Here is a 23,502-nt window from a genome sequence, read left to right as displayed (position 1 = left end):
CGCGGGCTCACCGGGTGACGCGGATCAGGCGTCCTCCTCCGGCTCGCCGCCGTGGCCGTGGCCCTCGGCCTGGAGCTTCTCGAAGCCGGCCTGCACGATGCGCTCGGCCTCCGCGGCGTCGCCCCAGCCTTCCGTCTTGACCCACTTGCCGGGCTCGAGGTCCTTGTAGTGCTCGAAGAAGTGCTCGATCTCGTTGCGCGTCTGCTGCGGCACGTCGTCGATGTCCTGGATGCGGGCCCAGCGCGGGTCCTTCGCGGGGACGGCGATCACCTTGGAGTCGATGCCGGCCTCGTCGCTCATGTTGAACACGCCCACGGGGCGGACGGAGACGCCGACGCCGGGGAAGACGGGGTACTCGAGCAGCACGAGCACGTCGACGGGGTCGCCGTCGAGGCCGAGGGTGTTCTCGAAGTAGCCGTAGTCGGTGGGGTAGACGAACGACGTGAAGAGCACGCGGTCGAGGTACACGCGGCCCGTCTCGTGGTCGACCTCGTACTTGTTGCGGGACCCCTTGGGGATTTCGACGACGACGTCGTAGCTGGCCATGCGCGTGCTCCTCGTGGTTCTGACGTGGGCGGGATGCTGCCATAACGTTAGTGGATGCCCTCCGAGCGCCCCCGTCTCACGCCCGCCGTCGCGGACCTCCGGCGGGCGGTCCGCGGGGCGCTCGCGGGGCTCGACCCGTCATCGCCCCGCTCCGCCCTCGTCGCCCTCTCCGGGGGCGCCGACTCGCTCGCGCTGGCCGCGGCGGCCGCCTTCGAGGGCCCCCGCGCGGGCGTCGCCGTGGGGGCGGTCGTCGTCGACCACGGACTCCAGGAGGGATCCGCCGCGGTCGCCGCGCGGGCGGCCGACGCGGCGCGCGCCCTCGGCCTCGCGCCGGTCGTCGTGACGCGCGTGCGGGTGGAGCCGGGCGCATCCGGCCCCGAGGCCGCCGCGCGCGCCGCCCGGTACGCCGCGTTCGACGACGCGCTCCGGGAGACCGGATCCCGTGCGCTGCTCCTCGCCCACACCCTCGACGACCAGGCGGAGACCGTGCTGCTCGGGCTGGCGAGGGGGGCCGGCGCGACAAGCCTGCACGGCATGGCCGCGTCGACGCCCGCGCGCGCCGCCGACGCCGTGCACCTCAGGCCGCTGCTCGGGATCCGCGCGGCCGTCACCCGCGCCGCGTGCGCCGACCAGGGCCTCGACCCGTGGCAGGACCCGCACAACGCCGATCCCGCCTACGCCCGCGTGCGCGTCCGCCACGACGTGCTGCCCGTCCTCGAGCGCGAGCTCGGCCCCGGCATCGCGGAGGCGCTCGCCCGCACGGCGGACCAGCTGCGCGAGGACGACGACGCGCTCGAGCACTTCGCCGCCGAGATGATCGAGGAGATCGCCGACCACGCGGAGGCGGGCATCTCCCTCGAGGTCGCGTCCCTCCTCGCCGCGCCGCCCGCGCTGCGGCACCGGCTGATCCGCCTCGCCGCGCGCGAGGAGTTCGCATCGCACCTCTCGCGGACGCACGTCCTGGAGGTCGCGCGGCTCGTCACCGACTGGCACGGGCAGGGGCCCGTCGACCTGCCGGGCGTTAGGGTCGTACGCAAGGACGAGCTCATCGTCCTCAGCGCCAGGACGACGGAAGAGTGACATGAGATCCACCGACATCGCCGACGACCTGACCGAGGTCCTCCACACCGAGGAGGAGATCCACGGCCGCATCGCCGAGATGTGCCGCGAGATCGAGCGCGACCACCCGGGGGAGGAGCTGCTCCTCGTGGGCGTCCTCAAGGGCGCGGTCATGGTCATGGCCGACCTCGCCCGCGAGCTCGCGCTGCCGATCCACATGGACTGGATGGCCGTCAGCTCCTACGGCTCCGGCACCAAGTCGAGCGGCGTCGTCCGCATCCTCAAGGACCTCGACGCCGACCTCACCGGGCGGCGCGTGCTCATCGTCGAGGACATCATCGACTCCGGTCTCACGCTCTCCTGGCTGCTGGCGAACCTGCGCTCGCGCGGCGCCGAGAGCGTCGAGGTGTGCGCGCTGCTCCGCAAGCCCGAGGCCGCGAAGATCGCGGTCGACGTGAAGTACGTGGGCTTCGAGATCCCCGACGACTTCGTGGTCGGCTACGGGCTCGACTACGCGGAGCGGTACCGCAACCTCCGCGACGTCGCGATCCTCGCGCCGCACGTCTACAGCTGAGCCGCCCCGCCCCTCTTACCCGCCTCCATGCCGGCGCACGTTCGGCTGGCGGCGAACACCGCGGTCACGCCCAGACGGCCGCTTGTATCCTCGAGACATCTCGTCGCCGTACGGCGCGGCACGGGCAGAAAGGTGTCGGGCCCGCGCCCCTACGCTCATGAACTTCAAGAAACTCCTCCGCAGCCCGATCCTGATCGTCGTCCTCGCCATCGTCGTGGTGTCCGTGGGCTTCAGCCTCATCACCGGATCCGGCTACAAGACCATCACCACGCAGCACGGCCTCGAGCTGATCCAGGACGGCAAGGTCGCCTCCGCCAAGATCATCGACGGCGAGCAGCGCGTGGACCTCACGCTCGCGAGCGCCGACGGCGACAACGGCACCATGGTGCAGTTCAACTACGTCGCGCAGCGCGGGACCGAGATCGTCTCCGCCATCACGACGGCGAACCCCGCCGAGGGCTTCGACGACCAGGTGCCGCAGCCGAGCTGGCTCCTCTCGGCGTTCAGCATCCTGCTGCCGCTCCTGCTCATCGGCTTCTTCATCTGGATCATGTTCTCCGGCATGCAGGGCGGCGGGAACCGCGTCATGCAGTTCGGCAAGTCGAAGGCGAAGCTCGCCTCCAAGGACTCCCCGAAGGTCACGTTCGCCGACGTCGCCGGGTCGGACGAGGCCATCGAGGAGCTCGAGGAGATCAAGGACTTCCTCAAGGAGCCCGCGAAGTTCCAGGCCGTCGGTGCCCGCATCCCCAAGGGCGTCCTGCTGTACGGCCCTCCCGGCACCGGCAAGACCCTGCTCGCGCGCGCCGTCGCGGGCGAGGCGGGCGTGCCCTTCTACTCGATCTCCGGATCCGACTTCGTCGAGATGTTCGTGGGCGTCGGCGCGAGCCGGGTGCGCGACCTGTTCGAGCAGGCCAAGCAGAACGCGCCGGCCATCATCTTCGTCGACGAGATCGACGCGGTCGGCCGCCACCGCGGCGCCGGCGTCGGCGGTGGCAACGACGAGCGCGAGCAGACCCTCAACCAGCTCCTCGTGGAGATGGACGGCTTCGACGTCAAGACCAACGTCATCCTCATCGCGGCCACCAACCGGCCCGACGTCCTCGACCCCGCGCTCCTGCGCCCCGGCCGCTTCGACCGCCAGATCGGCGTCGACGCCCCCGACCTGCAGGGCCGCAAGCAGATCCTCGAGGTGCACGGGCGCGGCAAGCCGCTCGCCTCGGGCGTCGACCTCGAGGTCCTCGCCCGCAAGACGCCCGGGTTCACCGGCGCCGACCTCGCGAACGTCCTCAACGAGGCAGCCCTCCTCACGGCGCGCTCCAACGCCCAGCTCATCGACGACCGCGCGCTCGACGAGGCCGTCGACCGCGTCATGGCCGGCCCCCAGCGCCGCAGCCGCATCATGCGCGACCACGAGAAGCTCATCACCGCGTACCACGAGGGCGGCCACGCGCTCGCGGCAGCGGCCATGAACAACACGGATCCCGTCACCAAGGTCACGATCCTGCCCCGCGGCCGCGCCCTCGGCTACACGATGGTGCTGCCGCTCGAGGACAAGTACTCCGTCACCCGCAACGAGCTGCTCGACCAGCTCGCGTACGCCATGGGCGGTCGCGTCGCCGAGGAGATCGTGTTCCACGACCCCACCACGGGCGCGTCGAACGACATCGAGAAGGCCACGTCCACGGCCCGCCGCATGGTCACCGAGTACGGCATGAGCGCCAAGGTCGGATCCGTGAAGCTCGGCTCCAGCTCCGGCGAGCCGTTCCTCGGGCGCGAGCTCGGCGGCGGACGCGACTACTCGGAGGACATGGCCCTCACGGTCGACGCCGAGGTGCGCGCGCTCCTCGACGGCGCGCACGACGAGGCGTGGCAGGTCATCAACGACAACCGCGACGTGCTGGACCGCCTGGCGACCGAGCTCCTCGAGAAGGAGACGCTCGACCACGACCAGCTCGCGGCGATCTTCGCGGACGTCAAGAAGCTGCCGCCGCGCCCGCAGTGGCTGTCGAGCGACAAGCGCCCGCTGTCGGACCTGCCTCCCGTGGCCATGCCGCAGAAGGCGCCCATCGACCAGGGCGTCGTCGACGGCGCGGTGGACTCGGAGCCGCCGGCCGGCAAGCCGAAGCGCTCGCCCTTCCCGCGTCCCGCGACGGCGTGACCTGAGTGGGCGTCGACCGGGCGCGCATCGAGGCGGCCGTGGCCGAGCTGATCGTCGCCATCGGCGAGGACCCGGGCCGGGAGGGCCTCGCGACCACCCCGGCGCGGGTGGCCGAGGCGTACGGCGAGTTCTTCGCGGGCGTGGGCACGGATCCGCTCCGGCACCTGCGCGAGACGTTCCCGCTCCCCGAGACGGACGCGGAGCCGCAGCCCGTGATCGTGACGGGCATCGCCTTCCGCTCCATCTGCGAGCACCACCTGCTGCCGTTCACCGGCGTCGCGCACCTGGCCTACGTGCCGGGCGAGCGGATCGTGGGGCTCGGCCGCCTGCCCCGCGTGGTCGACGACCTCGCATCGCGCCCGCAGATGCAGGAGCGGCTGGGCGAGCAGATCGCCGCGGCGCTCGAGCGGGGCCTCGGGGCGCGCGGCGTCGCCGTGATCCTCGACGCCACGCACGGCTGCGTCACCGCGCGCGGCACCCGCCAGGCGGGCAGCACGACCATCACCATCGCGGCGCGCGGATCCCTCGCCGAGCCCGCTGCCCGCGCCGAGGTGCTGGCGCTGCTCCCCGCAACGGGCGCTCGGGACCGGCCGTGACCATGCCGTCGTCCCCCGCGCGCACGCTCGTGATGGGGATCCTCAACGCCACGCCCGACTCCTTCAGCGACGGCGGCCGCCACCTCGCCCTCGAGGACGCGCTCGCGCACGCCCGGCGGATGGTCGCCGCGGGCGCCGACCTCGTCGACGTGGGAGGCGAGTCCACGCGCCCGGGCGCACGGCGCGTCGACCCGGACGAGGAGCTCGCCCGCGTGCTCCCCGTGGTCCGCGAGCTCGTCGCGGAGGGCATCGCCGTGAGCGTCGACACCATGCGCGCCGCGACCGCCCGGGCGTGCGTCGCCGCGGGCGCGCGCGTCGTCAACGACGTCTCCGGGGGCCTCGCGGATCCGCGCATGGCCGAGGTCGTCGCGGAGGCCGACGTCGACTACGTGGCGATGCACTGGCGGGGGCACAGCGACACCATGGCCGCGCGCGCGACGTACGCCGACACGGTCGGCGAGGTGCGCGACGAGCTCGAGGCCCGCATCGCCGCGCTCGTGGCGGCGGGGCTGGATCCCGCCCGCATCGTCCTCGACCCCGGCCTCGGCTTCGCGAAGGAGGCCGCGCACGACTGGCAGCTGCTCGGATCCCTCGACCGGTTCACGGGCCTCGGCCATCGCGTGCTCGTGGGCGCCTCCCGCAAGCGCTTCCTCGGGCGGCTGCTGCCGGAGGGCGCGGCCGTCGCGGACCGGGACGTGCCGACCGCGGTCGTCAGCGCCCTCTCCGCGCGCGCCGGTGCGTGGGCCGTGCGCGTGCACGACGTCGCGTCCACGCGCGCCGCGCTCGCGGTCGACGAGGCCTGGTCGCGCGGGCGCGCCGAGGCGCTCGAGGCCGCATCCACCGGGCCGGCCGCCGTCACCGGTCTGTCAGAGTAGGAGCATGAGCGCCGTGAGCCAGGACCGTGTCGTCGTCCCCCCGCAGGCGGTGCTCGTGCGCACCGCGGTCGCCGCGCTCATCGCGTCCGTGATCTGGGGCGTCGGCCTGACCGTCCCGGCCGACCTCGCCGCCGACTCGGGCGCCGCGATCGTCGTGGCGAAGGTCGTGGCCATCGTGCTGGGGCTGATCGGCTCGCTCGGCAGCGCCTACGCATCCGTCGTGCTGCTGTCTCCCGTGCTCACCACCGTCGGCGCCCTGCTCTGGCCGACCGCCGTGGTGCTGCTCGGCACGCCGCTCGGCATCGTGTGCGCCCTCGCCTTCGCGCCGGTCGCCCCCGAGGGCGACGCGTCGAACCCCGTCCTGGCGCTGGTCGCCGCCGTGCTCGCGGTCCTCGGGATCGCCGCCGCGATCGCCTGCGCCGTCGTCCAGCGCCGCGTCGCGCGCCTCGCCGCCACGGCCCGCCGGGTCACCGAGACGGGCCGCCGCACGTCCGCGATCGTCACCGCCGTCCAGCGCCTCGACGGATCCGGGGACGCCGTCCGCGCGCGCCTCACGGTGGCCTTCACCGACGGCGACGGCCGCGACCACCACGTCACGCGCACCGTCACCACGGCCGACCGCCTGCTCCCCGCGGTGGGCGGCAAGCTGCCGCTCTGGTACGACCCGACCGACCCGGGCGACCTCCCGTCCATCGTGGTGGGCCGCTCGTGGTGACGCCCCTGCCGACGGACCGCATCCTCCTGACCGGGCTCCGCGTGCACGCCCATCACGGCGTCTTCGACGAGGAGCGCCGCGACGGCCAGCCGTTCGTGGTCGACCTCGAGGTCGCGCTCGACCTCGCCCCCGCCGGTGGCAGCGACGAGCTGGGCCGCACGCTGCACTACGGCGAGCTGGCCGAGGAGGTCGCCGCGGCGGTCGGGCGCGATCCGGTCGACCTCATCGAGACGGTCGCCGAGCGTGTGGCGGGCGTCGTGCTCGCGCATCCGGTCGCGCGGTGGGTGCGCGTCGCCGTGCACAAGCCGGACGCGCCGATCGCGGTGCCGTTCGACGACGTGGCCGTGGTGATCGAGCGCGCGTCGACGCTGCCCGCGCCCGGGGAGGTCGCGCGCGCGGTCGTGGCCGTGGGATCCAACCTCGGCGACCGGCGCGCGACCATCGAGCGCGCGCTGGCCCGGATCGACGAGGTGCCCGGCCTTCGCATCGTGCGCTCCTCGGATCTGGTGGAGTCCGTGGCCGTGACCGCCGACGGGGAGGATCCGACCAAGCCCGGCTACCTCAACGGCGTCGCGCTGGTGGATTCGCGCCTCAGCCCGCACGCGCTGCTGGACGCCCTGGCCGCGATCGAGCGCGACCTCGGCCGCGTCCGCGCCGAGCGCTGGGGCGACCGCACGATCGACCTCGACGTCGTCGCGTACGGCGAGGCGCGGATCCACGACGACCGGCTCACGCTCCCGCACCCGCGCGCCGCCGAGCGCGCCTTCGTGCTCGGGCCCTGGCTCGAGGCGGATCCCGACGCGGTCCTGCCCGGCCGGGGCCGCGTCGACGCGCTGCTCGCGGCCCTCGAGCGCGCCGCCCTCGAGCGCGCGGCCCCCGGATCCGCGGAGGCCGCCTCGTGACCCGCACGCGCTCCACCACCCTCATCGCCCTGCTCATCGCGGGCGCGGCCGTCGGCTGGTTCGCCGAGAACGCGCTCGTGATGACCGGCCGCGCGCTCCTCATCCCGCCGCTCACGCTCGGCGCGACGCTCCTCATCGTCGGGATCGTGCTCCTCGCCCTCGCCCGGCCCATCCGCCGCTCGACGCTCGGGCGCACCCCGGGACGCGTCGACCCGTTCCGCGCCACGCGGGTCGTCCTGCTCGCGAAGGCGTCGGCGCTCGCGGGTGCGCTGCTCACCGGCATCACCGGGGGAGTGCTGGCCTTCGTGCTGGCGCGGCCCGTGCTGCCCGGCGCGTCCTCCGTGGGCCTGGCGGTGGCCGGTACGGTGGGAGCCGTCGTCCTCCTCGTCGCCGGGCTGGTCGCCGAGCACTGGTGCACGGTCCCGCCCGACGATGGGGACGACTCGCGCCCCGGGGATCCGGCGCGCGAGATCTCGTAGGACCCCGCGGCACCACCGCCCGGGATCTGCCGCACCCGGAGGAGCACCGTGACCCCGAACGTCGACCCGCACGGCGTCTCCTGGCGCCGCGTCTCCCCGCGCCTCGTCGGCGTCGAGCTGGTGGGCGGCGTGATCACCGCCCTCGTGCTCGGCGGGATCGCGGCGTTCCTCTTCGCGGTCGAGGCGCCGCGCTGGCTGCCCATCGTGCTGGGCGCCGCCGCGGTGATCGAGCTGGTCGTGACGCTCGTGATCGTCCCCCGCCGCGTGCGGGCGATGGGCTACCAGCTGCGCGAGGACGACCTCGTCTTCCGCCGCGGCATCATGTGGACGCGCGTGGTCGCCGTGCCCTACGGGCGGATGCAGCTCGTGGACATCACGCGCGGCCCCGTCGGCCGCGTGCTCGGCCTCGCCGACCTCAAGCTCGTGACCGCGGCGGCCGCGGCGGCCATCCAGATCCCCGGACTCGCGAACGCGGACGCCGAGGAGCTGCGCGACCGGCTCGTCGCCCTCGCCGAGACGCGCCGGGCCGGGCTGTGAGCGACCCGACGCCCGACGACCCGGCGCACCGCGCGCCCCACGCCGAGCCCGCCGCGCCCGCCGAGCCCGCCGCGCCCGGCGCGACGTCCGCGGCGGGCACCGTCCCCGCCGCGGAGGCGCGGATCGCGGAGGAGCTCACCGACGGCGACTGGCACCGCCTCCACCCGATCACCCCCGTGCTCCGCGGCGGGGTCCTCTTCATCGTCGTGATCGGCTTCCTCGTCTCCTCCCTGCGCGAGCAGCTCGTCGAGCAGTTCGTGCCCGGCCAGCGGCGGGACGGCGAGGAGGACCTCATCCCGATGCTCGTGGAGTCCGGCAGCCTCGTCTGGGTGATCCTCGCGCTCCTGGCGTTCACCCTGCTCGCGGTCGGCGTCTCCTACCTCTCCTGGCGGATGCACACGTTCCGCGTCACCGAGGAGACGGTCGAGGTGCGCAGCGGCATCCTCTCCCGCACGAACCGGCGGGCACGGCTCGACCGGATCCAGGGCGTCAACATCGTGCGCCCCCTCATCGCGCGGCTCATCGGCGCGGCGAAGCTCGAGATCCAGGTCGCCGGCAACGACGCCAACCTGCCGCTGCAGTACCTCCGCTCACGCGACGCCGACGCGTTCCGGCTGCGCGTGCTGCGGCTCGCGTCGGGCGCCCGGGCCGAGGCGGCCGGATCCGCTGCCGCGTCCGCTCCCGGCGGCACGGTGCGCGGCTTCGTCGGCTCCCGGGTCGACGACTTCCTCGCGCCGGAGCTCGACCCCGACGTCGCGCCGCCGCAGTCCGTCGTGCGCATCCCCATCCCGCGCCTCATCGGGGCCGTGCTGCTCTCGGCGCCCACGGTGGTGCTGGTGCTGTTCGTGGTCGTCGGGATCCCGCTCATCGTGAGGTTCGAGGCGTGGTACCTGCTCGTGCCGCTGCTCCCGACGCTGCTGGGATCCGCCGGATTCTTCGTGCGCCGCATCACGCGCTCGCTCCGCTACAGCGTCGCGGGCACGCCGGACGGCGTCCGCGTCGGCTTCGGGCTCCTGTCGACGAGCAACGACACCATCCCGCCCGGCCGGATCCACGCGGTCGAGGTCGTGCAGCCGCTGCTCTGGCGCGCGTCCGGCTGGTGGGAGATCCGCATCACGCGCGCCTCGCACTCCTCGGCGCCGGGCGCGGCCGGCCAGCAGAACACGTCGATCCTCCCGGTGGGCGACCGCCGCGACGTCGACCGCGTGCTCGGCCTCGTCCTGCCCGACCTCGTGGGCGACCGGACGCTCGCGCTCGTCGCCGCGGGCATGACCGGCCGCGGCGGCACCGACGACGGCTTCACGACGTCGCCGCGCCGGGCGTGGATCCTCAAGCCCTTCTCCTGGCGCCGCACGGGCTTCGCGGTCGACTCGTCGGCGTTCCTCGTCCGCCGCGGCATGATCTGGCGCCGTCTCGTCATCGTGCCGCACGCCCGGACGCAGGGCGTCGACCTCACGCAGGGCCCGATCGACCGCCGCCTCGACCTCGTGTCGGTGCGCGCCGCCACCGTCGCGGGACCCGTGGACACGCGGCTCGGCGCCATCGACCGCGCCACCGGGATGGAGCTGTCGACCCGGCTGGTCGCGGCCGCCGTGGCGTCCGCGCGCTCCGACACGTCCGCGCGCTGGGGCGCCGAGGCCGCGAGCTGGCCGGCGCCGGGATCCGCGGCCGAGCCGTCCGCGTCCGGTGCGGCGCCCGCGCCCGCCGTCCCGGCCGACGCCGCCCGGGCCGACGCCGCCCGGGCCGATGCCGCGTGGCCGCCTCCGCCCGCTCCCGCTCCGCGCCACCGCTCCGACCCCGAGGACCCCGCGTGACCTCGCCGTCCCAACGCTCCGGCCGCCTCGGCGTCGGCATCGTCGGCGCGGGCCGCGTCGGGCCCGTCCTCGGCGCGGCGCTCGCGGGCGCCGGCCACGCGATCACCGGCATCTCGGCGGTCTCCGCCGCCAGCCGCGAGCGCGCCGAGGCGATGCTGCCGGGCGTCCCGGTCCTCGAGATCCCCGACCTCGTCGAGCGGAGCGAGCTCGTGATCCTCGCCGTCCCCGACGCCGAGCTCCCCGGCCTCGTCGCGGGCCTCGCCGCCACGGGCGCGTGGCAGGCAGGCCAGCTCGTGGTGCACACGTCCGCGGCGCACGGGATCCAGGTGCTCGCCCCGGCGTTCGCGTCCGGCATCATCCCGCTCGCCATCCACCCGGCGATGTCGTTCACCGGCACGAGCATGGACCTCGGCCGCATGGCGGACAGCTGGTTCGCCGTCACCGCGCCCGCGCCCGTGCTCCCCATCGCGCAGGTGCTCGTCGTGGAGATGGGCGGCGAGCCCGTCGTCGTGGAGGAGCGGGACCGCCCGGCGTACGCCGAGGCCATCGCCACCGCGACCACGTTCTCCACCGCCATCGTCGACCAGGCAGCCGGCCTCCTCGCGGGCATCGGCGTGGAGGAGCCCGGCCGCGTGCTCGGGCCGCTGATCCGCTCGGCCGTCGACGACGCGCTCCGCCGCTCCTCCCCGGCGGGCGGCGCGCGCCTCACGACGGGCGACGTGCCGCTGCCGACGGACGAGGGCCCCGACGCGCACTAACCTTGTGCGTCCGCGTCCCGAGCACCCGAGGAGCACCACGGCATGACGATCCCCGCGCCCACCGTCGTCACCGGCATCGCCGAGCTGCGCGCCCGCGTCCGCGACCACCGGGCCGCGCGCATCGCGGCAGGGGAGGCGCCCGTCGTCGTCCTCGTGCCCACCATGGGCGCGCTGCACGAGGGCCACCTCGCGCACGCCCGCCGCGCCCGGGAGCTCGGCTCGCTCGTGGTCGTGTCGATCTTCGTCAACCCGCTGCAGTTCGGCGCCGGCGAGGACCTCGACGCCTACCCGCGCACGCTCGACGCCGACGTCGCCGCCCTCGCGGAGACCGGCGTCGACCTCGTGTTCGCGCCCAGCGCGGCCGAGATGTACCCGGACGGACCCGCGCGCATCCGCGTCACCGGAGGATCGGTCGCCCTCACGCTCGAGGGCCGCTCCCGCCCCGGCCACTTCGACGGCATGCTCACCGTGGTGGCGAAGCTCCTGCACATCGTGGCGCCGGACGTCGCCACGTTCGGCCGCAAGGACGCCCAGCAGCTGCACCTCGTGCGCCGCATGGCGCGCGACCTCGACCTGCCCGTCCGCGTCGAGGAGCTGCCGACGGTGCGCGAGCCCGACGGCCTCGCGCTCTCCAGCCGCAACCGCTACCTCGACGACCGCGAGCGCCGCGCGGCGCGCGTCATCCCGGCCGCGCTCGAGGCCGCCCAGAGCGCCGGGGACCGGGGCATCGACGCCGTCATCGCCGCCGCCCAGTCCGTCGTGATGGGCGAGCCCGCCGTGGCCCTCGACTACTTCCAGGTCGTGGATCCCGCGACCTTCGAGTCCGTGGACGACGGCTTCACGGGCGTCGCGCTGGCCGTCATCGCGGCCCGCGTCGGCAGCACCCGCCTCCTCGACAACGAGACCGTCGTCATCGCCTGACCGGGCCGTGCCCGGGCCCCGCCCGCACCTGCGAGAATCGACGGGAGGCCGCTCGGCCGCACGCCCCTTCGACCCGCGAGGATCCGCCCGCACATGACCGCCAGCCCCGGAACGCCCGCGACGCCCGAGACCGCCCCCGCTCCCGCCGTGGAGGTATCCGCCGAGGACGTCGCCGAGCAGAAGGCCGTCCGCCTCGCCAAGCGCGCCCGCCTCAACGCCGCGGGCGGCCCGGGCGAGGGCGCGTACCCGGTGCACGTGCCCGTCACGACCACGATCCCGGCGGTCCGCGCCGAATTCGGCCACCTCGAGCCCGGCGAGGAGACCGACCACGTGGTCGGCATCGCGGGCCGCGTCGTCCACTTCCGCAACACCGGCAAGCTCTGCTTCGCCACGCTCCAGGCGGGCGACGGCACGCGCATCCAGGCCATGATCTCGCTGGCCGAGGTCGGCGAGGAGGCGCTCGCCGCGTGGAAGGAGCTCGTCGACCTGGGCGACCACGTCTTCGTCGCGGGCCGCGTGATCGCGAGCCGGAAGGGCGAGCTGTCGATCATGGCGACGGAGTGGCGCATCGCCTCGAAGGCCCTGCTGCCCCTGCCCAACCTGCACTCCGAGCTCTCCGACGAGACCCGCGTCCGCAGCCGCTACCTCGACCTCATCGTGCGCGACCAGGCGAGGAAGAACGTCTACGACCGCGCCAAGGTCAACGCCTCCCTGCGCGAGACGTTCCGCCAGCGCGGCTACGTCGAGGTCGAGACGCCCATGCTGCAGGTGATGCACGGCGGGGCGTCCGCCCGACCGTTCGTCACGCACTCCAACGCCTTCGACACGGAGATGTTCCTCCGCATCGCGCCCGAGCTCTACCTCAAGCGCGCGGTCGTCGGCGGCATCGACCGCGTCTTCGAGATCAACCGCAACTTCCGCAACGAGGGCGCCGACTCGACGCACAGCCCGGAGTTCGCGATGCTCGAGGCCTACGAGGCATACGGCGACTACACGTCCATCGCCGAGCTCACGCAGACGCTCGTCCAGGACGCGGCGATGGCGGTCGCCGGCAGCCACGTCGTCACGTGGGCCGACGACACGGAGTACGACCTCGGCGGCGAGTGGGACCGCATCTCCATGTACGGCTCGCTGAGCGAGGCCGCCGGCGTCGAGATCACGCCCGCCACGTCCGTCGACGAGCTCCAGGCCATCGCCGACCGCGAGGGCGTCGTCGTGCCGTTGAGCACCCACGGCAAGCTCGTCGAGGAGCTGTGGGAGCACTTCGTGAAGGGCGGCCTCGAGCGCCCCACCTTCGTGCTCGACTTCCCGGTGGAGACCTCGCCGCTCACGCGCGCGCACCGCTCGATCGAGGGCGTCGTCGAGAAGTGGGACCTCTACATCCGCGGCTTCGAGCTGGCCACCGGCTACTCCGAGCTCGTGGATCCCGTCGTCCAGCGCGAGCGCTTCGTCGACCAGGCGCGCCAGTCGGCGCGCGGCGACGACGAGGCCATGCCCCTCGACGAGGAGTTCCTCCGTGCCCTCGAGCACGGCATGCCGCCCTCGGGCGGCATGGGCATGGGGGTCGACCGGCTCCTCATGGCCATCACCGGTCTCGGCATCCGCGAGACCATCCTGTTCCCCCTAGTGAAGTAGGCGACCATGCCATTAGGCCCCGACGGCTCGAACCCGAAGAAGCCCACCACCGCGCGCTACGCCCTCTGGATCATCGTGGGCGGCATCGCCGTCGTCATGATCGGCCAGGGCGTCTACGGCATCCTCACCTAGAGCGCGGCGTATCCTTCTCGCATGGATGCTTTCTGGGCGAGCGCGATCTGGTCGATCCTCCCCACCCTCGGCGTGGGGCTGATCTTCTGGTTCATCATGCGCGCGGTCATCCAGGCGGACAAGCAGGAGCGCAAGGCCTACGCCGCCATCGAGGCGAAGGAGCGCGCCCGGATGGGCATCCCCGCGCCCGACGCCGACCGCTAGCGCCCGCCTCTCCCGACCGGGATCCTCCGGCCGCCGCATCGCGTCACGCCCACGGCGAACAGGGGCATGCACTCCTCGGACCCGTCGTTACTCTCTACATATCGGCGCCGGCCCCCTGCCCCGGTGCCCAGGGAGATACAGATGTTCGAGAGATTCACCGACCGCGCTCGTCGCGTCGTCGTCCTGGCCCAAGAAGAGGCCAAGATGCTCAACCACAACTACATCGGGACCGAGCACATCCTGCTCGGCCTCATCCACGAGGGCGAAGGCGTGGCCGCCAAGGCCCTGGAGTCGCTCGGCATCTCCCTCGATGCCGTCCGCGAACAGGTCCAGGACATCATCGGCCAGGGTCAGCAGCAGCCCACGGGTCACATCCCGTTCACGCCGCGCGCCAAGAAGGTCCTGGAGCTGTCGCTCCGCGAGGCCCTCCAGCTCGGCCACAACTACATCGGCACCGAGCACATCCTCCTCGGCCTGATCCGCGAGGGCGAGGGCGTCGCCGCGCAGGTGCTCGTCAAGCTCGGCGCCGACCTCAACCGCGTGCGCCAGCAGGTCATCCAGCTCCTGTCCGGCTACCAGGGCAAGGAGGCGGTCGCCGTCGGCGGCGAGGCGCAGCAGAGCCAGCAGGCGGGCTCCACGGTCCTCGACCAGTTCGGCCGCAACCTCACGCAGGCCGCGCGCGACGGCAAGCTCGACCCGGTCATCGGGCGCGAGAAGGAGATCGAGCGCGTGATGCAGATCCTGTCGCGCCGCTCCAAGAACAACCCCGTCCTCATCGGAGAGCCCGGCGTCGGCAAGACGGCCGTCGTCGAGGGCCTGGCGCAGGCCATCGTCAAGGGCGACGTCCCGGAGACGCTGAAGGACAAGCAGCTCTACACGCTCGACCTCGGTTCGCTCATCGCCGGCTCTCGCTACCGCGGCGACTTCGAGGAGCGCCTCAAGAAGGTCACCAAGGAGATCCGCACGCGCGGCGACATCATCACCTTCATCGACGAGATCCACACCCTCGTCGGCGCGGGTGCCGCGGAGGGCGCGATCGACGCGGCCAGCATCCTCAAGCCGCTCCTCGCGCGCGGCGAGCTGCAGACCATCGGCGCGACCACGCTCGACGAGTACCGCAAGCACTTCGAGAAGGACGCGGCCCTCGAGCGCCGCTTCCAGCCCATCCAGGTGCAGGAGCCCTCGCTGCCCCACACCATCAACATCCTCAAGGGCCTGCGCGACCGGTACGAGGCGTTCCACAAGGTGTCCATCACCGACGGCGCCATCGTGTCCGCGGCGAACCTGGCCGACCGCTACATCGCCGACCGGTTCCTCCCGGACAAGGCCATCGACCTGATCGACGAGGCCGGCGCGCGCCTCCGCCTCTCGATCCTGTCGGCGCCGCCGGAGCTGCGCGAGTTCGACGAGCGCATCTCCACGGTCCGCGTGGCCAAGGAGACCGCCATCGAGGACCAGGACTTCGAGAAGGCCGCGAGCCTGCGCGACGAGGAGAAGAACCTCCTCGGCGAGCGCCTCCGCCTCGAGAAGCAGTGGCGCTCGGGCGACGTCCGCACCACCGCAGAGGTCGACGAGGGCCTGATCGCCGAGGTGCTGGCGCAGGCCACGGGCATCCCGGTGTTCAAGCTCACGGAGGAGGAGTCCTCGCGCCTCGTCTTCATGGAGAAGGCCCTGCACCAGCGGGTCATCGGCCAGGAGGAGGCCATCTCGGCCCTGTCCAAGACCATCCGCCGCACCCGCGCCGGGCTCAAGGACCCGCGTCGCCCCTCGGGGTCGTTCATCTTCGCCGGCCCCACGGGCGTCGGCAAGACGGAGCTCGCGAAGGCCCTGGCGGAGTTCCTCTTCGACGACGAGGACGCCCTCATCTCGCTCGACATGAGCGAGTACGGCGAGAAGCACACCGTGAGCCGCCTCTTCGGCGCCCCTCCCGGATTCGTCGGCTTCGAGGAGGGCGGCCAGCTCACCGAGAAGGTGCGCCGCAAGCCGTTCTCCGTCGTGCTGTTCGACGAGATCGAGAAGGCCCACCCGGACATCTTCAACTCGCTCCTCCAGATCCTCGAGGAGGGGCGCCTGACGGATGGCCAGGGTCGCGTCGTCGACTTCAAGAACACGGTCATCATCATGACCACCAACCTCGGCACCAAGGACATCACGGGTGCCCCGGTCGGGTTCCAGGTCGAGAACAACGCCGCGAACTCCTACGAGCGCATGAAGGGCAAGGTCAGCGAGGAGCTGAAGAAGAACTTCAAGCCCGAGTTCCTCAACCGCGTGGACGACACCATCGTGTTCCCGCAGCTGTCGAAGCCCGAGCTGCTCCAGATCGTCGACCTGTTCGTGAAGCGCCTCTCGGACCGCATGATGGACCGCGACCTCACGATCACGCTCGAGACCGCCGCCAAGGAGCGCCTCATCGAGGTCGGCTTCGACCCGTCGCTCGGCGCCCGGCCCCTTCGCCGCGCGGTGCAGCACGAGATCGAGGACCGTCTGTCGGAGCGCATCCTGCAGGGCGACCTCAACGCGGGCGACCACGTGCACGTCGACTACGTGGACGGCCAGTTCACGTTCGTCACCACGCAGCGCGAGGGCATCTCGGTCGCGGCCGGCATCGGCACCGGGACCGGCACCCCGGACCTCGCCATCACCAGCGAGTAGCGAGCAGCCGGCACCGCCACGACGGCCCGTCGTCCCCGAGAGGGGGCGGCGGGCCGTCGCCGTGCCGGCGGGCTGCGGGTGTCCTCCATGTGGCTGTCGCCTCCCCGGGCGGCGGGCCAGGATGGGATGCGGGCGGAACCGCCCACGAAGGAGATGCTCGCTGATGAGAATTGCCGTCACCGGAGGCTCGGGGAAGCTCGGCCGCCATGTCGTGGCCGACCTGCGCGCCCACGGACACGAAGTCACCAACATCGACCAGGTGGGGGAGCGCGGCTCCGGCTACGTCCGCGTCGACACCACCGACTACGGGCAGGTGGTCGACGCCCTGTTCGGCGTCCAGGACCTGCACGACGGGTTCGACGCCCTCGTGCACCTCGCCGCGATCCCGGCGCCCGCGATCCTGAGCGACGTGGCCACGTTCCACAACAACATGCTCACGAGCTTCAACGTCTTCCAGGCGGCGCGGCGGGCGGGCATCACGAAGATCGTCTACGCGTCCAGCGAGACCGTCCTCGGCCTCCCGTTCGACGTCCCGCCGCCGTACATCCCGGTCGACGAGGAGTACCCGGCGCAGCCGAACAGCACCTACTCGCTCGTCAAGCACCTCGAGGAGCAGATGGCGATCGAGCTGTGCCGCTGGGATCCCGAGCTGCAGGTCACCGCGCTCCGCTTCTCGAACGTCATGGACGTCGACGACTACGACGCGTTCCCCGGCTTCGACGACGACGCGCTCGCGCGCAAGTGGAACCTGTGGGGCTACATCGACGGCCGTGACGGCGCGCAGGCGGTCCGCAAGGCGCTCGAGCACGACGCGCCGGGCTTCGACCGCTTCATCGTCGCGAACGCCGACACGGTGATGAGCCGCTCGTCCGCGGAGCTCGCCGCCGAGGTGTTCCCGGGCGTCGAGGTCCGGAAGGAGCTGGGGGAGCACGAGACGCTGCTCTCCATCGACAAGGCCCGCCGGATCCTCGGCTACGAGCCCGAGCACACCTGGCGCGACCACGCGCCGGCCACCACGGGCGACGACCCGGTCGCGGGGCACCCGTCGTGAGGTACGTGAAGCTGGGCAGCACGGGTACCGAGGTCTCGGCCGTCGCGCTCGGCTGCATGAGCTACGGCGAGCCGACGCGCGGCGGCCACGCGTGGACGCTCTCCGAGGAGGACTCGATCCCGCTCATCCGCCGCGCGGTCGAGCTCGGGATCACGTTCTTCGACACGGCGAACGTCTACTCCGACGGGTCGAGCGAGGAGATCACCGGCCGCGCGCTGAAGGAGATGACGGCGCGCGAGGAGGTGGTCATCGCCACCAAGGTGCACGGTGCCATGGGCGAGGGGCCGAACTCGCGCGGGCTGTCGCGGAAGCACATCATGTGGCAGATCGACGAGAGCCTCCGGCGCCTCGGGACCGACTACGTGGACCTGTACCAGATCCACCGGTTCGACCCGGCGACGCCGCTCGAGGAGACGCTCGAGGCGCTCCACGACCTCGTGAAGGCCGGCAAGGTGCGCTACCTCGGGGCCTCGTCGATGGACGCGTGGCGGTTCTCGAAGGCGCTGCACCTGCAGCGGGCGAACGGCTGGTCGCCGTTCGTCACCATGCAGGACCACTACAACCTCGTCAACCGCGAGGAGGAGCGCGAGATGCTGCCCCTCTGCGCCGACGCGGGCGTCGGATCCCTGCCGTGGAGCCCGCTGGCCCGCGGACGCCTCACCCGCGACTGGGACGCGACGACCGAGCGCAGCGTCACGGACGAGTTCGGGAAGACGCTCTACGCCGCGCAGGAGGACTCGGACCGCCGGGTCGCCGCCGCCGTGGCCGAGGTCGCCGGGGCGCGCGGCGTCCCGCGGGCGCAGGTCGCGCTCGCGTGGGTGTCGCGGAACCCCGTGGTCACCGCGCCCATCGTGGGCGGGACGAAGGTCGCGCACATCGAGGACGCCGTCGCATCGCTGGATCTCGAGCTCACGGACGACGAGGTGTCCCTGCTCGAGGAGCACTACGTGCCGCACGCCGTCGTCGGCTACTAGCCGCACCGGGGACCGCCCGCGCCGCGCGACTTGCGCGGGGGTCCCCGGTCCCCTAGTCTGAGCGGAGCCACAGACCGCTGGTCGTCGGCGTGCCTCCGCGAGGGGATGCGCCGAACGAAGGTTCACTCATGTGAAGGCCCGCGCAGGTGATCGAAGCACGATGCAGCGCATGCCCTGAGGGCCTGCGCGACACTCCCGCTCCGGCCTCCTGTGCCGGAGCGTTTCTCATGTGTGCAGCCGGGGGCTGCCAGCACCTCGCACCGCTTCCGCGGTGTCGGGGAACCACGTGATAAGGAGTGCCATGGCGAACAAGGAAGCCTCGGTCGCCGAGCTCGCGGAGAAGTTCCGCAGCTCGAACGCCGTACTGCTCACCGAGTACCGCGGTCTCACCGTTGCCCAGCTCAAGCAGCTGCGGAAGAGCATCAGTGCAGACGCGACCTACGCCGTGGTGAAGAACACGCTGACCAAGATCGCGGCGAACCAGGCGGGGATCTCGTCGTTCGACGACGAGCTCGTCGGCCCGTCCGCGATCGCGTTCGTGCACGGCGACACCGTCGCCGTCGCGAAGGCGCTGCGCACCTTCACCAAGGCCAACCCTCTTCTCGTCGTGAAGGGCGGTTACTTCGACGGCAACCCCCTGACGGCGGACGAGGTGAACAAGCTCGCCGACCTCGAGTCGCGGGAGGTGCTGCTGGGCAAGCTCGCCGGCGCCTTCAAGGCCTCGCTCTTCGGCGCGGCGTACCTGTTCAATGCACCGCTCTCGCAGGCCGTACGCACCGTCGAGGCGCTGCGCGAGAAGCAGGAATCGGCTCAGTAGCACCCCTCGGGTCCCATCCCCGGGGCGCGATGCACTGATCCCAAGAGACACCACACCAACCCAAGGAGATACACAATGGCAAAGCTCTCTAACGACGAGCTCATCGAGGCCTTCAAGGAGCTCACGCTCATCGAGCTCAGCGACTTCGTCAAGAAGTTCGAGGAGGTCTTCGAGGTCACCGCCGCGGCCCCCGTCGCCGCTGCCGCCGCCCCCGGCGCCGCTGCCCCCGCCGAGGAGGTCGAGGAGAAGACCGCGTTCGACGTCATCCTCGAGGCCGCCGGCGACAAGAAGATCCAGGTCATCAAGGAGGTGCGCGCCCTCACGAGCCTCGGTCTCGGTGAGGCGAAGGCCCTCGTCGACGGAGCCCCCAAGGCCGTCCTGGAGGGCGCCAACAAGGAGGCCGCCGACAAGGCCAAGGCTCAGCTCGAGGCCGCGGGCGCGACGGTCACCGTCAAGTAGCTCGTACCACCGCGTGAGCGCGCAGGGCGCCGATCCCCTCGGGGGTCGGCGCCCTGCGTCGTCCCCGGGCCCGCCGGGTCAGGTGGGGCCGGGGCGCAGATCGTGGCCGAGGGCGCGGGCCCGCTCCACGGCCTCCGCGCGCGAGGTGGCGTCGAGCTTCCGGTAGGCGCTCCGCACGTGCGACTTGACCGTGTTGGGGGAGATGAACAGCCGGCTGGCGATCTGCGTCACCGTCAGGCCGTCCGCCAGGCACGCGACGATGACGCGCTCGCGATCGGTCAGGGGATCCACCGGCGCCGCCTCCACCCGGACGCGTCCCGCGCGGACGCCGTCGAGCATCTCCCGCACGTCGGGCAGCTGGTCTCGCTCGAGGGCGCGGTCGAGCAGCGCGTGCGAGGCCGCGGCGGGGAACACCGCGAAGGGGCGGAGGACGCCGGTCTTCACGGCGTGGAGCGCCGCGCGGTCGAAGGCATGGTCGCTCCGCGCGTGGTCGCCGAGGCCGTGGTGCGCGGCCGCGACGACGAGCAGCACGTCGTCGAGGGTGCGTCCCGAGTGCGCGTCGCCGAGCGCGAGGCAGTCCGCCATCTGGGCGAGGGCGCCCGCGTGGTCGTCGGCCTGGACCCGCAGCCGCCCGGCGATCATCGCCGGGCACGTCGAGTGCTGCGCCGTCGGCTCGAGGGTGCGGAGCAGGTCCCACGCCGCGGCCGGCTGGTCCAGGTACGCGAGGAGGGACGCGCGCAGCGTGTCGCGCATGGTCGGGACCGGGCCGTGCTCCGCCCAGCCCACGCCCAGGTTGTGCAGTCGACGCAGGTGCTCGAGCGCGTCGAGCCGCAGGCCCCGGATCGCCGCCACGGTGGCCTCCGCGTACCGGGCGAGCAGCTCCCAGTCGGTGCCGTCGCTGGCGGGGCGGAGGCCCTCGACGATGAGGATCGCGTCGTCCTGCCGCGTCTCGTCGACCGCGATCATCGTCGCGGCGATCTCCGCCGGCGCGAGGAAGCCGCTCCGGGCCAGCGCCGGATCCGCCCCCGGCGAGGCGAGGAGCCCGCGGGCGCGCACGACGAGGTCGCGCGCCTCCTCGATCTCGCCCAGGCAGTAGGCGAGGTACGCGAGCGCGCCCCGGCACTCCACCCGGTCGGGCAGCACGAGATGGCGCTCGCCCAGTCCCTCCGCGACGCGGAGCTCGTCGCGCGCCGCCGTGAAGTCGCCGAGGTGCGTGAGCACGAGCCCGTGCTGGAGCGCCACGCGGGCCTGGAGGGTGATGCGCTCCTGCAGCGGGATCCCGCGCTCGGTGTCGAGGATCGCCCGGGCCTCGACGAGGCAGTCGCGCGCCTCGGCCAGCCGGCCCACGCGGCGGTCGCCCGTGGCCCGGTGCACGAGCACCGCGGCGCGGGTCGGGGCGCTCGGCGGGGGATCCGCCGTGAGGAGGAGGTCGAGCGCCGACCGGTAGGCGATCGAGGCCCGCCGGTCGGAGGCGACCGCGCCGCGGTAGGTGGCGGCCATGCCGGTGACGAGCAGGACGTCGTGCTCCCAGAGCGCGGGGTCGATCCGGTCGTAGAGGGCGCGGACGCGATCGGGGTGGAGGTCGACGTGCAGCGGCCATCCGGCGGCGAGCAGCGACGCGGCGCGCTCCTCGGAGCCGCCGTCGAGCGCCTCGCCGATCGCGTGCTCGAGGCCGTCGATGGTCGGCGCGTCGCTCATGGGGTCCTTCGGGCGGGGTCCGGGGCGACCAGCCGCATCCTCCCCACGCTAGATCCCCGCGGACACGGAGGTCGAGACGAGGGTCGGCGACCGTCCGTCCGGGGACATCCGGACGCGGGAGGCGACATGCGCATAGCTTGGCTATATGATTGACGCATGACCGACCACGACCTGCGCGCCCTCCTCGGCGACCTGGTGACCGCCGGCCACCGGCTCACCCGCCTCGCCGCCCACGAGGTCGGCGGCACGAGCTCGCCCGCCGTCTGGCGCACCCTCTCCGTGCTCGTCACATGGCCGGGCGGGATGCGCCTCGGCGCGCTCGCCGAGCGCAGCCGCGTCTCGCAGCCCACGACCACCAAGATCGTGCGCTCGCTCGTCGGCCAGGGCTGGATCGCGCAGGTGACGGACCCGTCCGACGCGCGCGCCACCCTGCTCGAGATCACGCCGGCCGGCCGCTCCGCGCTCGACGACTGGCGCGACCGGCTGGCCACCGCGCTCGTGCCGCGCTTCGCCGACCTCCCGGCCGACGACGTGGCCGTGCTCGCGCGGGCCGTCGCGCTCGTCATGTCGCGCATCGACGGCGAGCCGGCGCCCGCGGGCGCCTGACCACCGGCGCGCGTCGGCACCGCGCGTCGGCACCGCACGTCCCATCCGCACCACCCATCCGCACCGATCCCAGGAGGCGACACCGCACCCGTGTCCACCCAGCAGCACGCGTCGTTCCGCGACATCTTCCGCCAGCCCCGCTCCGTCTTCGCCGTCGCCTTCGCGTGCGTCATCGCGTTCATGGGCATCGGGCTCGTCGACCCGATCCTCCCCGCCATCGCCTCGAGCCTCGACGCGACCGCCACCGAGACCGAGCTCCTGTTCACGAGCTACCTGCTCGTCACCGGGCTCGCCATGCTCATCACCAGCTGGATCTCCAGCCGCATCGGCGCCAAGCGCACCCTGCTCATCGGCCTCGCGATCATCGTGGTCTTCGCCGCAGCCGCCGGCCTCTCCCAGGACGTGGAGCAGGTCATCGGCTTCCGCGCCGGCTGGGGCCTCGGCAACGCGCTCTTCATCTCGACCGCGCTCGCGACCATCGTCGGATCCGCGTCCGGCGGCACGGCGTCCGCGATCATGCTCTACGAGGCGGCGCTCGGCCTCGGCATCGCGGTCGGCCCGCTCCTCGGCGGCCTCCTCGGCACCTGGAGCTGGCGCGGCCCGTTCTTCGGCACCGCGACGCTCATGGCCGTCGGCTTCGTCGCGATCCTCGCCCTCCTCGGGAAGGACACCGCGCCCCGCGCGCCCATGCGCCTGTCCGCTCCGCTGCGCGCGCTCCGCACCCCGGCCCTCGCGGTGCTCGCCGCCGCCGCGCTGTTCTACAACATCGGCTTCTTCGTGCTGCTCGCCTACACGCCGTTCCCGCTGGGCTTCGACGCGATCGGGCTCGGCCTCACCTTCTTCGGCTGGGGGGTGGGCCTCGCGATCACGTCGGTGCTCGTCGCGCCGCTCCTCACGCGGCGCATGGCGCGCACCTCGGTGCTCCGGCTGGTCCTCCCGCTGCTCGCGGTGGATCTGGCGGCAGCCGGGCTCGTGGTCCGCTCCTCGGTCGGGCTCGTGGTGTGCGTCATCGTCGGCGGGCTCCTGCTCGGCGTCCTCAACACGGTGCTCACCGAGTGCGTGATGGAGGCCACGGACCACCCGCGCAGCGTCGCCTCCTCCGCCTACTCGTCCGTGCGGTTCCTCGGCGGCGCCATCGCCCCGCCCGCGGCGACCGAGCTCGCGGACCTCTTCTCCGCGGCGACGCCCTACTACGCCGCGGCCGGATCCGTGCTCGTCGCCCTCGTGATCGTGGTGGCCGGCCACCGCTGGCTGCGACGCGTCGACGCCGAGCCGGTCGACGCCTTCGAGGAGGCGCAGGCGGTCACCGCGGGCGACGCCTGACGCCCGACCGGCGCATC

General features: G+C 73.0%; 24 protein-coding genes. 22 read left to right on the top strand and 2 right to left on the bottom strand.

Features of this window, described 5'->3' with window-relative positions:
* Positions 1–24: 24 nt before the first annotated feature.
* The gene (gene ppa, locus ITJ44_RS05170; RefSeq protein ID WP_194633651.1) at positions 25–546 is read right to left on the bottom strand and encodes an inorganic diphosphatase; all 522 of its coding nucleotides are present in this window, start codon (positions 544–546) and stop codon (positions 25–27) included.
* Between the two features lie 54 nt (positions 547–600).
* Between ppa and tilS the strand changes: the two genes are divergently transcribed.
* From tilS to rplL, 20 genes are all read left to right on the top strand, one after another.
* The gene (tilS, locus tag ITJ44_RS05165; protein ID WP_194633650.1) at positions 601–1,626 is read left to right on the top strand and encodes a tRNA lysidine(34) synthetase TilS; all 1,026 of its coding nucleotides are present in this window, start codon (positions 601–603) and stop codon (positions 1,624–1,626) included.
* Between the two features lies 1 nt (position 1,627).
* The gene (hpt, locus tag ITJ44_RS05160) at positions 1,628–2,179 is read left to right on the top strand and encodes a hypoxanthine phosphoribosyltransferase (RefSeq protein ID WP_194633649.1); all 552 of its coding nucleotides are present in this window, start codon (positions 1,628–1,630) and stop codon (positions 2,177–2,179) included.
* A 157-nt stretch (positions 2,180–2,336) separates the two neighbouring features.
* Positions 2,337–4,337, top strand: a complete 2,001-nt coding sequence (ftsH, locus tag ITJ44_RS05155) for an ATP-dependent zinc metalloprotease FtsH (protein WP_194633648.1) — start codon at positions 2,337–2,339, stop codon at positions 4,335–4,337.
* 5 nt (positions 4,338–4,342) lie between these two features.
* Positions 4,343–4,933 carry a GTP cyclohydrolase I gene (gene folE / locus ITJ44_RS05150; RefSeq protein ID WP_194633647.1) on the top strand — a complete coding sequence of 197 codons (591 nt, stop codon included), beginning with the start codon at positions 4,343–4,345 and terminating at the stop codon, positions 4,931–4,933.
* A gap of 2 nt (positions 4,934–4,935) precedes the next feature.
* Entirely contained in the window at positions 4,936–5,808 is an 873-nt protein-coding gene (folP, locus tag ITJ44_RS05145; protein ID WP_194634064.1) for a dihydropteroate synthase, read from the top strand.
* A gap of 4 nt (positions 5,809–5,812) precedes the next feature.
* A complete protein-coding gene (locus tag ITJ44_RS05140; protein ID WP_194633646.1) occupies positions 5,813–6,523 on the top strand; it encodes a hypothetical protein in 711 nt (236 codons plus the stop codon).
* Complete coding sequence (folK, locus tag ITJ44_RS05135) at positions 6,517–7,425, top strand: 2-amino-4-hydroxy-6-hydroxymethyldihydropteridine diphosphokinase (RefSeq protein ID WP_194633645.1); 909 nt, start codon at positions 6,517–6,519, stop codon at positions 7,423–7,425. Before ITJ44_RS05140 ends, folK begins: the two co-directional genes overlap by 7 nt.
* Positions 7,422–7,904 carry a DUF3180 domain-containing protein gene (locus tag ITJ44_RS05130; protein ID WP_194633644.1) on the top strand — a complete coding sequence of 161 codons (483 nt, stop codon included), beginning with the start codon at positions 7,422–7,424 and terminating at the stop codon, positions 7,902–7,904. The genes folK and ITJ44_RS05130 overlap by 4 nt, the downstream gene beginning before the upstream one ends.
* Before the next feature lie 48 nt (positions 7,905–7,952).
* Positions 7,953–8,441, top strand: a complete 489-nt coding sequence (locus tag ITJ44_RS16125) for a PH domain-containing protein (RefSeq protein WP_194633643.1) — start codon at positions 7,953–7,955, stop codon at positions 8,439–8,441.
* Positions 8,438–10,255, top strand: a complete 1,818-nt coding sequence (locus ITJ44_RS05120) for a PH domain-containing protein (RefSeq protein ID WP_194633642.1) — start codon at positions 8,438–8,440, stop codon at positions 10,253–10,255. Before ITJ44_RS16125 ends, ITJ44_RS05120 begins: the two co-directional genes overlap by 4 nt.
* A complete protein-coding gene (locus ITJ44_RS05115) occupies positions 10,252–11,013 on the top strand; it encodes a Rossmann-like and DUF2520 domain-containing protein (RefSeq protein ID WP_194633641.1) in 762 nt (253 codons plus the stop codon). Before ITJ44_RS05120 ends, ITJ44_RS05115 begins: the two co-directional genes overlap by 4 nt.
* A gap of 42 nt (positions 11,014–11,055) precedes the next feature.
* Positions 11,056–11,934 (top strand): pantoate--beta-alanine ligase, encoded by an 879-nt coding sequence (panC, locus tag ITJ44_RS05110; protein ID WP_194633640.1) that lies wholly within the window; start codon positions 11,056–11,058, stop codon positions 11,932–11,934.
* A 93-nt stretch (positions 11,935–12,027) separates the two neighbouring features.
* Positions 12,028–13,569, top strand: a complete 1,542-nt coding sequence (gene lysS, locus ITJ44_RS05105; RefSeq protein WP_194633639.1) for a lysine--tRNA ligase — start codon at positions 12,028–12,030, stop codon at positions 13,567–13,569.
* 6 nt (positions 13,570–13,575) lie between these two features.
* Positions 13,576–13,701, top strand: coding sequence for a hypothetical protein (locus ITJ44_RS15995; protein WP_012037540.1), 126 nt, complete (start codon positions 13,576–13,578; stop codon positions 13,699–13,701).
* A 21-nt stretch (positions 13,702–13,722) separates the two neighbouring features.
* Positions 13,723–13,905, top strand: coding sequence for a hypothetical protein (locus tag ITJ44_RS05100; protein ID WP_194633638.1), 183 nt, complete (start codon positions 13,723–13,725; stop codon positions 13,903–13,905).
* 141 nt (positions 13,906–14,046) lie between these two features.
* Positions 14,047–16,557 carry an ATP-dependent Clp protease ATP-binding subunit gene (locus ITJ44_RS05095; RefSeq protein WP_045529264.1) on the top strand — a complete coding sequence of 837 codons (2,511 nt, stop codon included), beginning with the start codon at positions 14,047–14,049 and terminating at the stop codon, positions 16,555–16,557.
* 163 nt (positions 16,558–16,720) lie between these two features.
* The gene (locus tag ITJ44_RS05090; RefSeq protein WP_194633637.1) at positions 16,721–17,608 is read left to right on the top strand and encodes an NAD(P)-dependent oxidoreductase; all 888 of its coding nucleotides are present in this window, start codon (positions 16,721–16,723) and stop codon (positions 17,606–17,608) included.
* Complete coding sequence (locus ITJ44_RS05085; protein ID WP_194633636.1) at positions 17,605–18,582, top strand: aldo/keto reductase; 978 nt, start codon at positions 17,605–17,607, stop codon at positions 18,580–18,582. Before ITJ44_RS05090 ends, ITJ44_RS05085 begins: the two co-directional genes overlap by 4 nt.
* 301 nt (positions 18,583–18,883) lie before the next feature.
* Positions 18,884–19,399, top strand: coding sequence for a 50S ribosomal protein L10 (rplJ, locus tag ITJ44_RS05080; RefSeq protein ID WP_012037545.1), 516 nt, complete (start codon positions 18,884–18,886; stop codon positions 19,397–19,399).
* Positions 19,400–19,474: 75 nt separating this feature from the next.
* Entirely contained in the window at positions 19,475–19,858 is a 384-nt protein-coding gene (gene rplL, locus ITJ44_RS05075) for a 50S ribosomal protein L7/L12 (protein WP_012037546.1), read from the top strand.
* A gap of 78 nt (positions 19,859–19,936) precedes the next feature.
* Here rplL and ITJ44_RS05070 read toward each other — a convergent pair whose 3' ends face one another.
* Positions 19,937–21,556: a LuxR family transcriptional regulator gene (locus tag ITJ44_RS05070; protein ID WP_194633635.1), complete on the bottom strand. Its 1,620-nt coding sequence runs from the start codon at positions 21,554–21,556 to the stop codon at positions 19,937–19,939.
* 156 nt (positions 21,557–21,712) lie between these two features.
* On the opposite strand from ITJ44_RS05070, the gene ITJ44_RS05065 reads away from it, so the two are divergent.
* Both ITJ44_RS05065 and ITJ44_RS05060 read left to right on the top strand, forming a co-directional pair.
* The gene (locus ITJ44_RS05065) at positions 21,713–22,162 is read left to right on the top strand and encodes a MarR family winged helix-turn-helix transcriptional regulator (RefSeq protein WP_194633634.1); all 450 of its coding nucleotides are present in this window, start codon (positions 21,713–21,715) and stop codon (positions 22,160–22,162) included.
* Positions 22,163–22,252: 90 nt separating this feature from the next.
* On the top strand, positions 22,253–23,485 hold the full coding sequence (locus ITJ44_RS05060) for an MFS transporter (protein ID WP_194633633.1): 1,233 nt from the start codon (positions 22,253–22,255) through the stop codon (positions 23,483–23,485).
* Positions 23,486–23,502: the final 17 nt, after the last annotated feature.

Origin of the sequence: Clavibacter sp. VKM Ac-2873 (genome assembly GCF_015351075.1) — a bacterium.
In the GTDB taxonomy this organism is placed as follows: domain Bacteria; phylum Actinomycetota; class Actinomycetes; order Actinomycetales; family Microbacteriaceae; genus Clavibacter.
The sequence above is the reverse complement of the archived record's forward strand: the minus strand, read 5'-3'. Positions and strand labels throughout refer to the sequence as shown.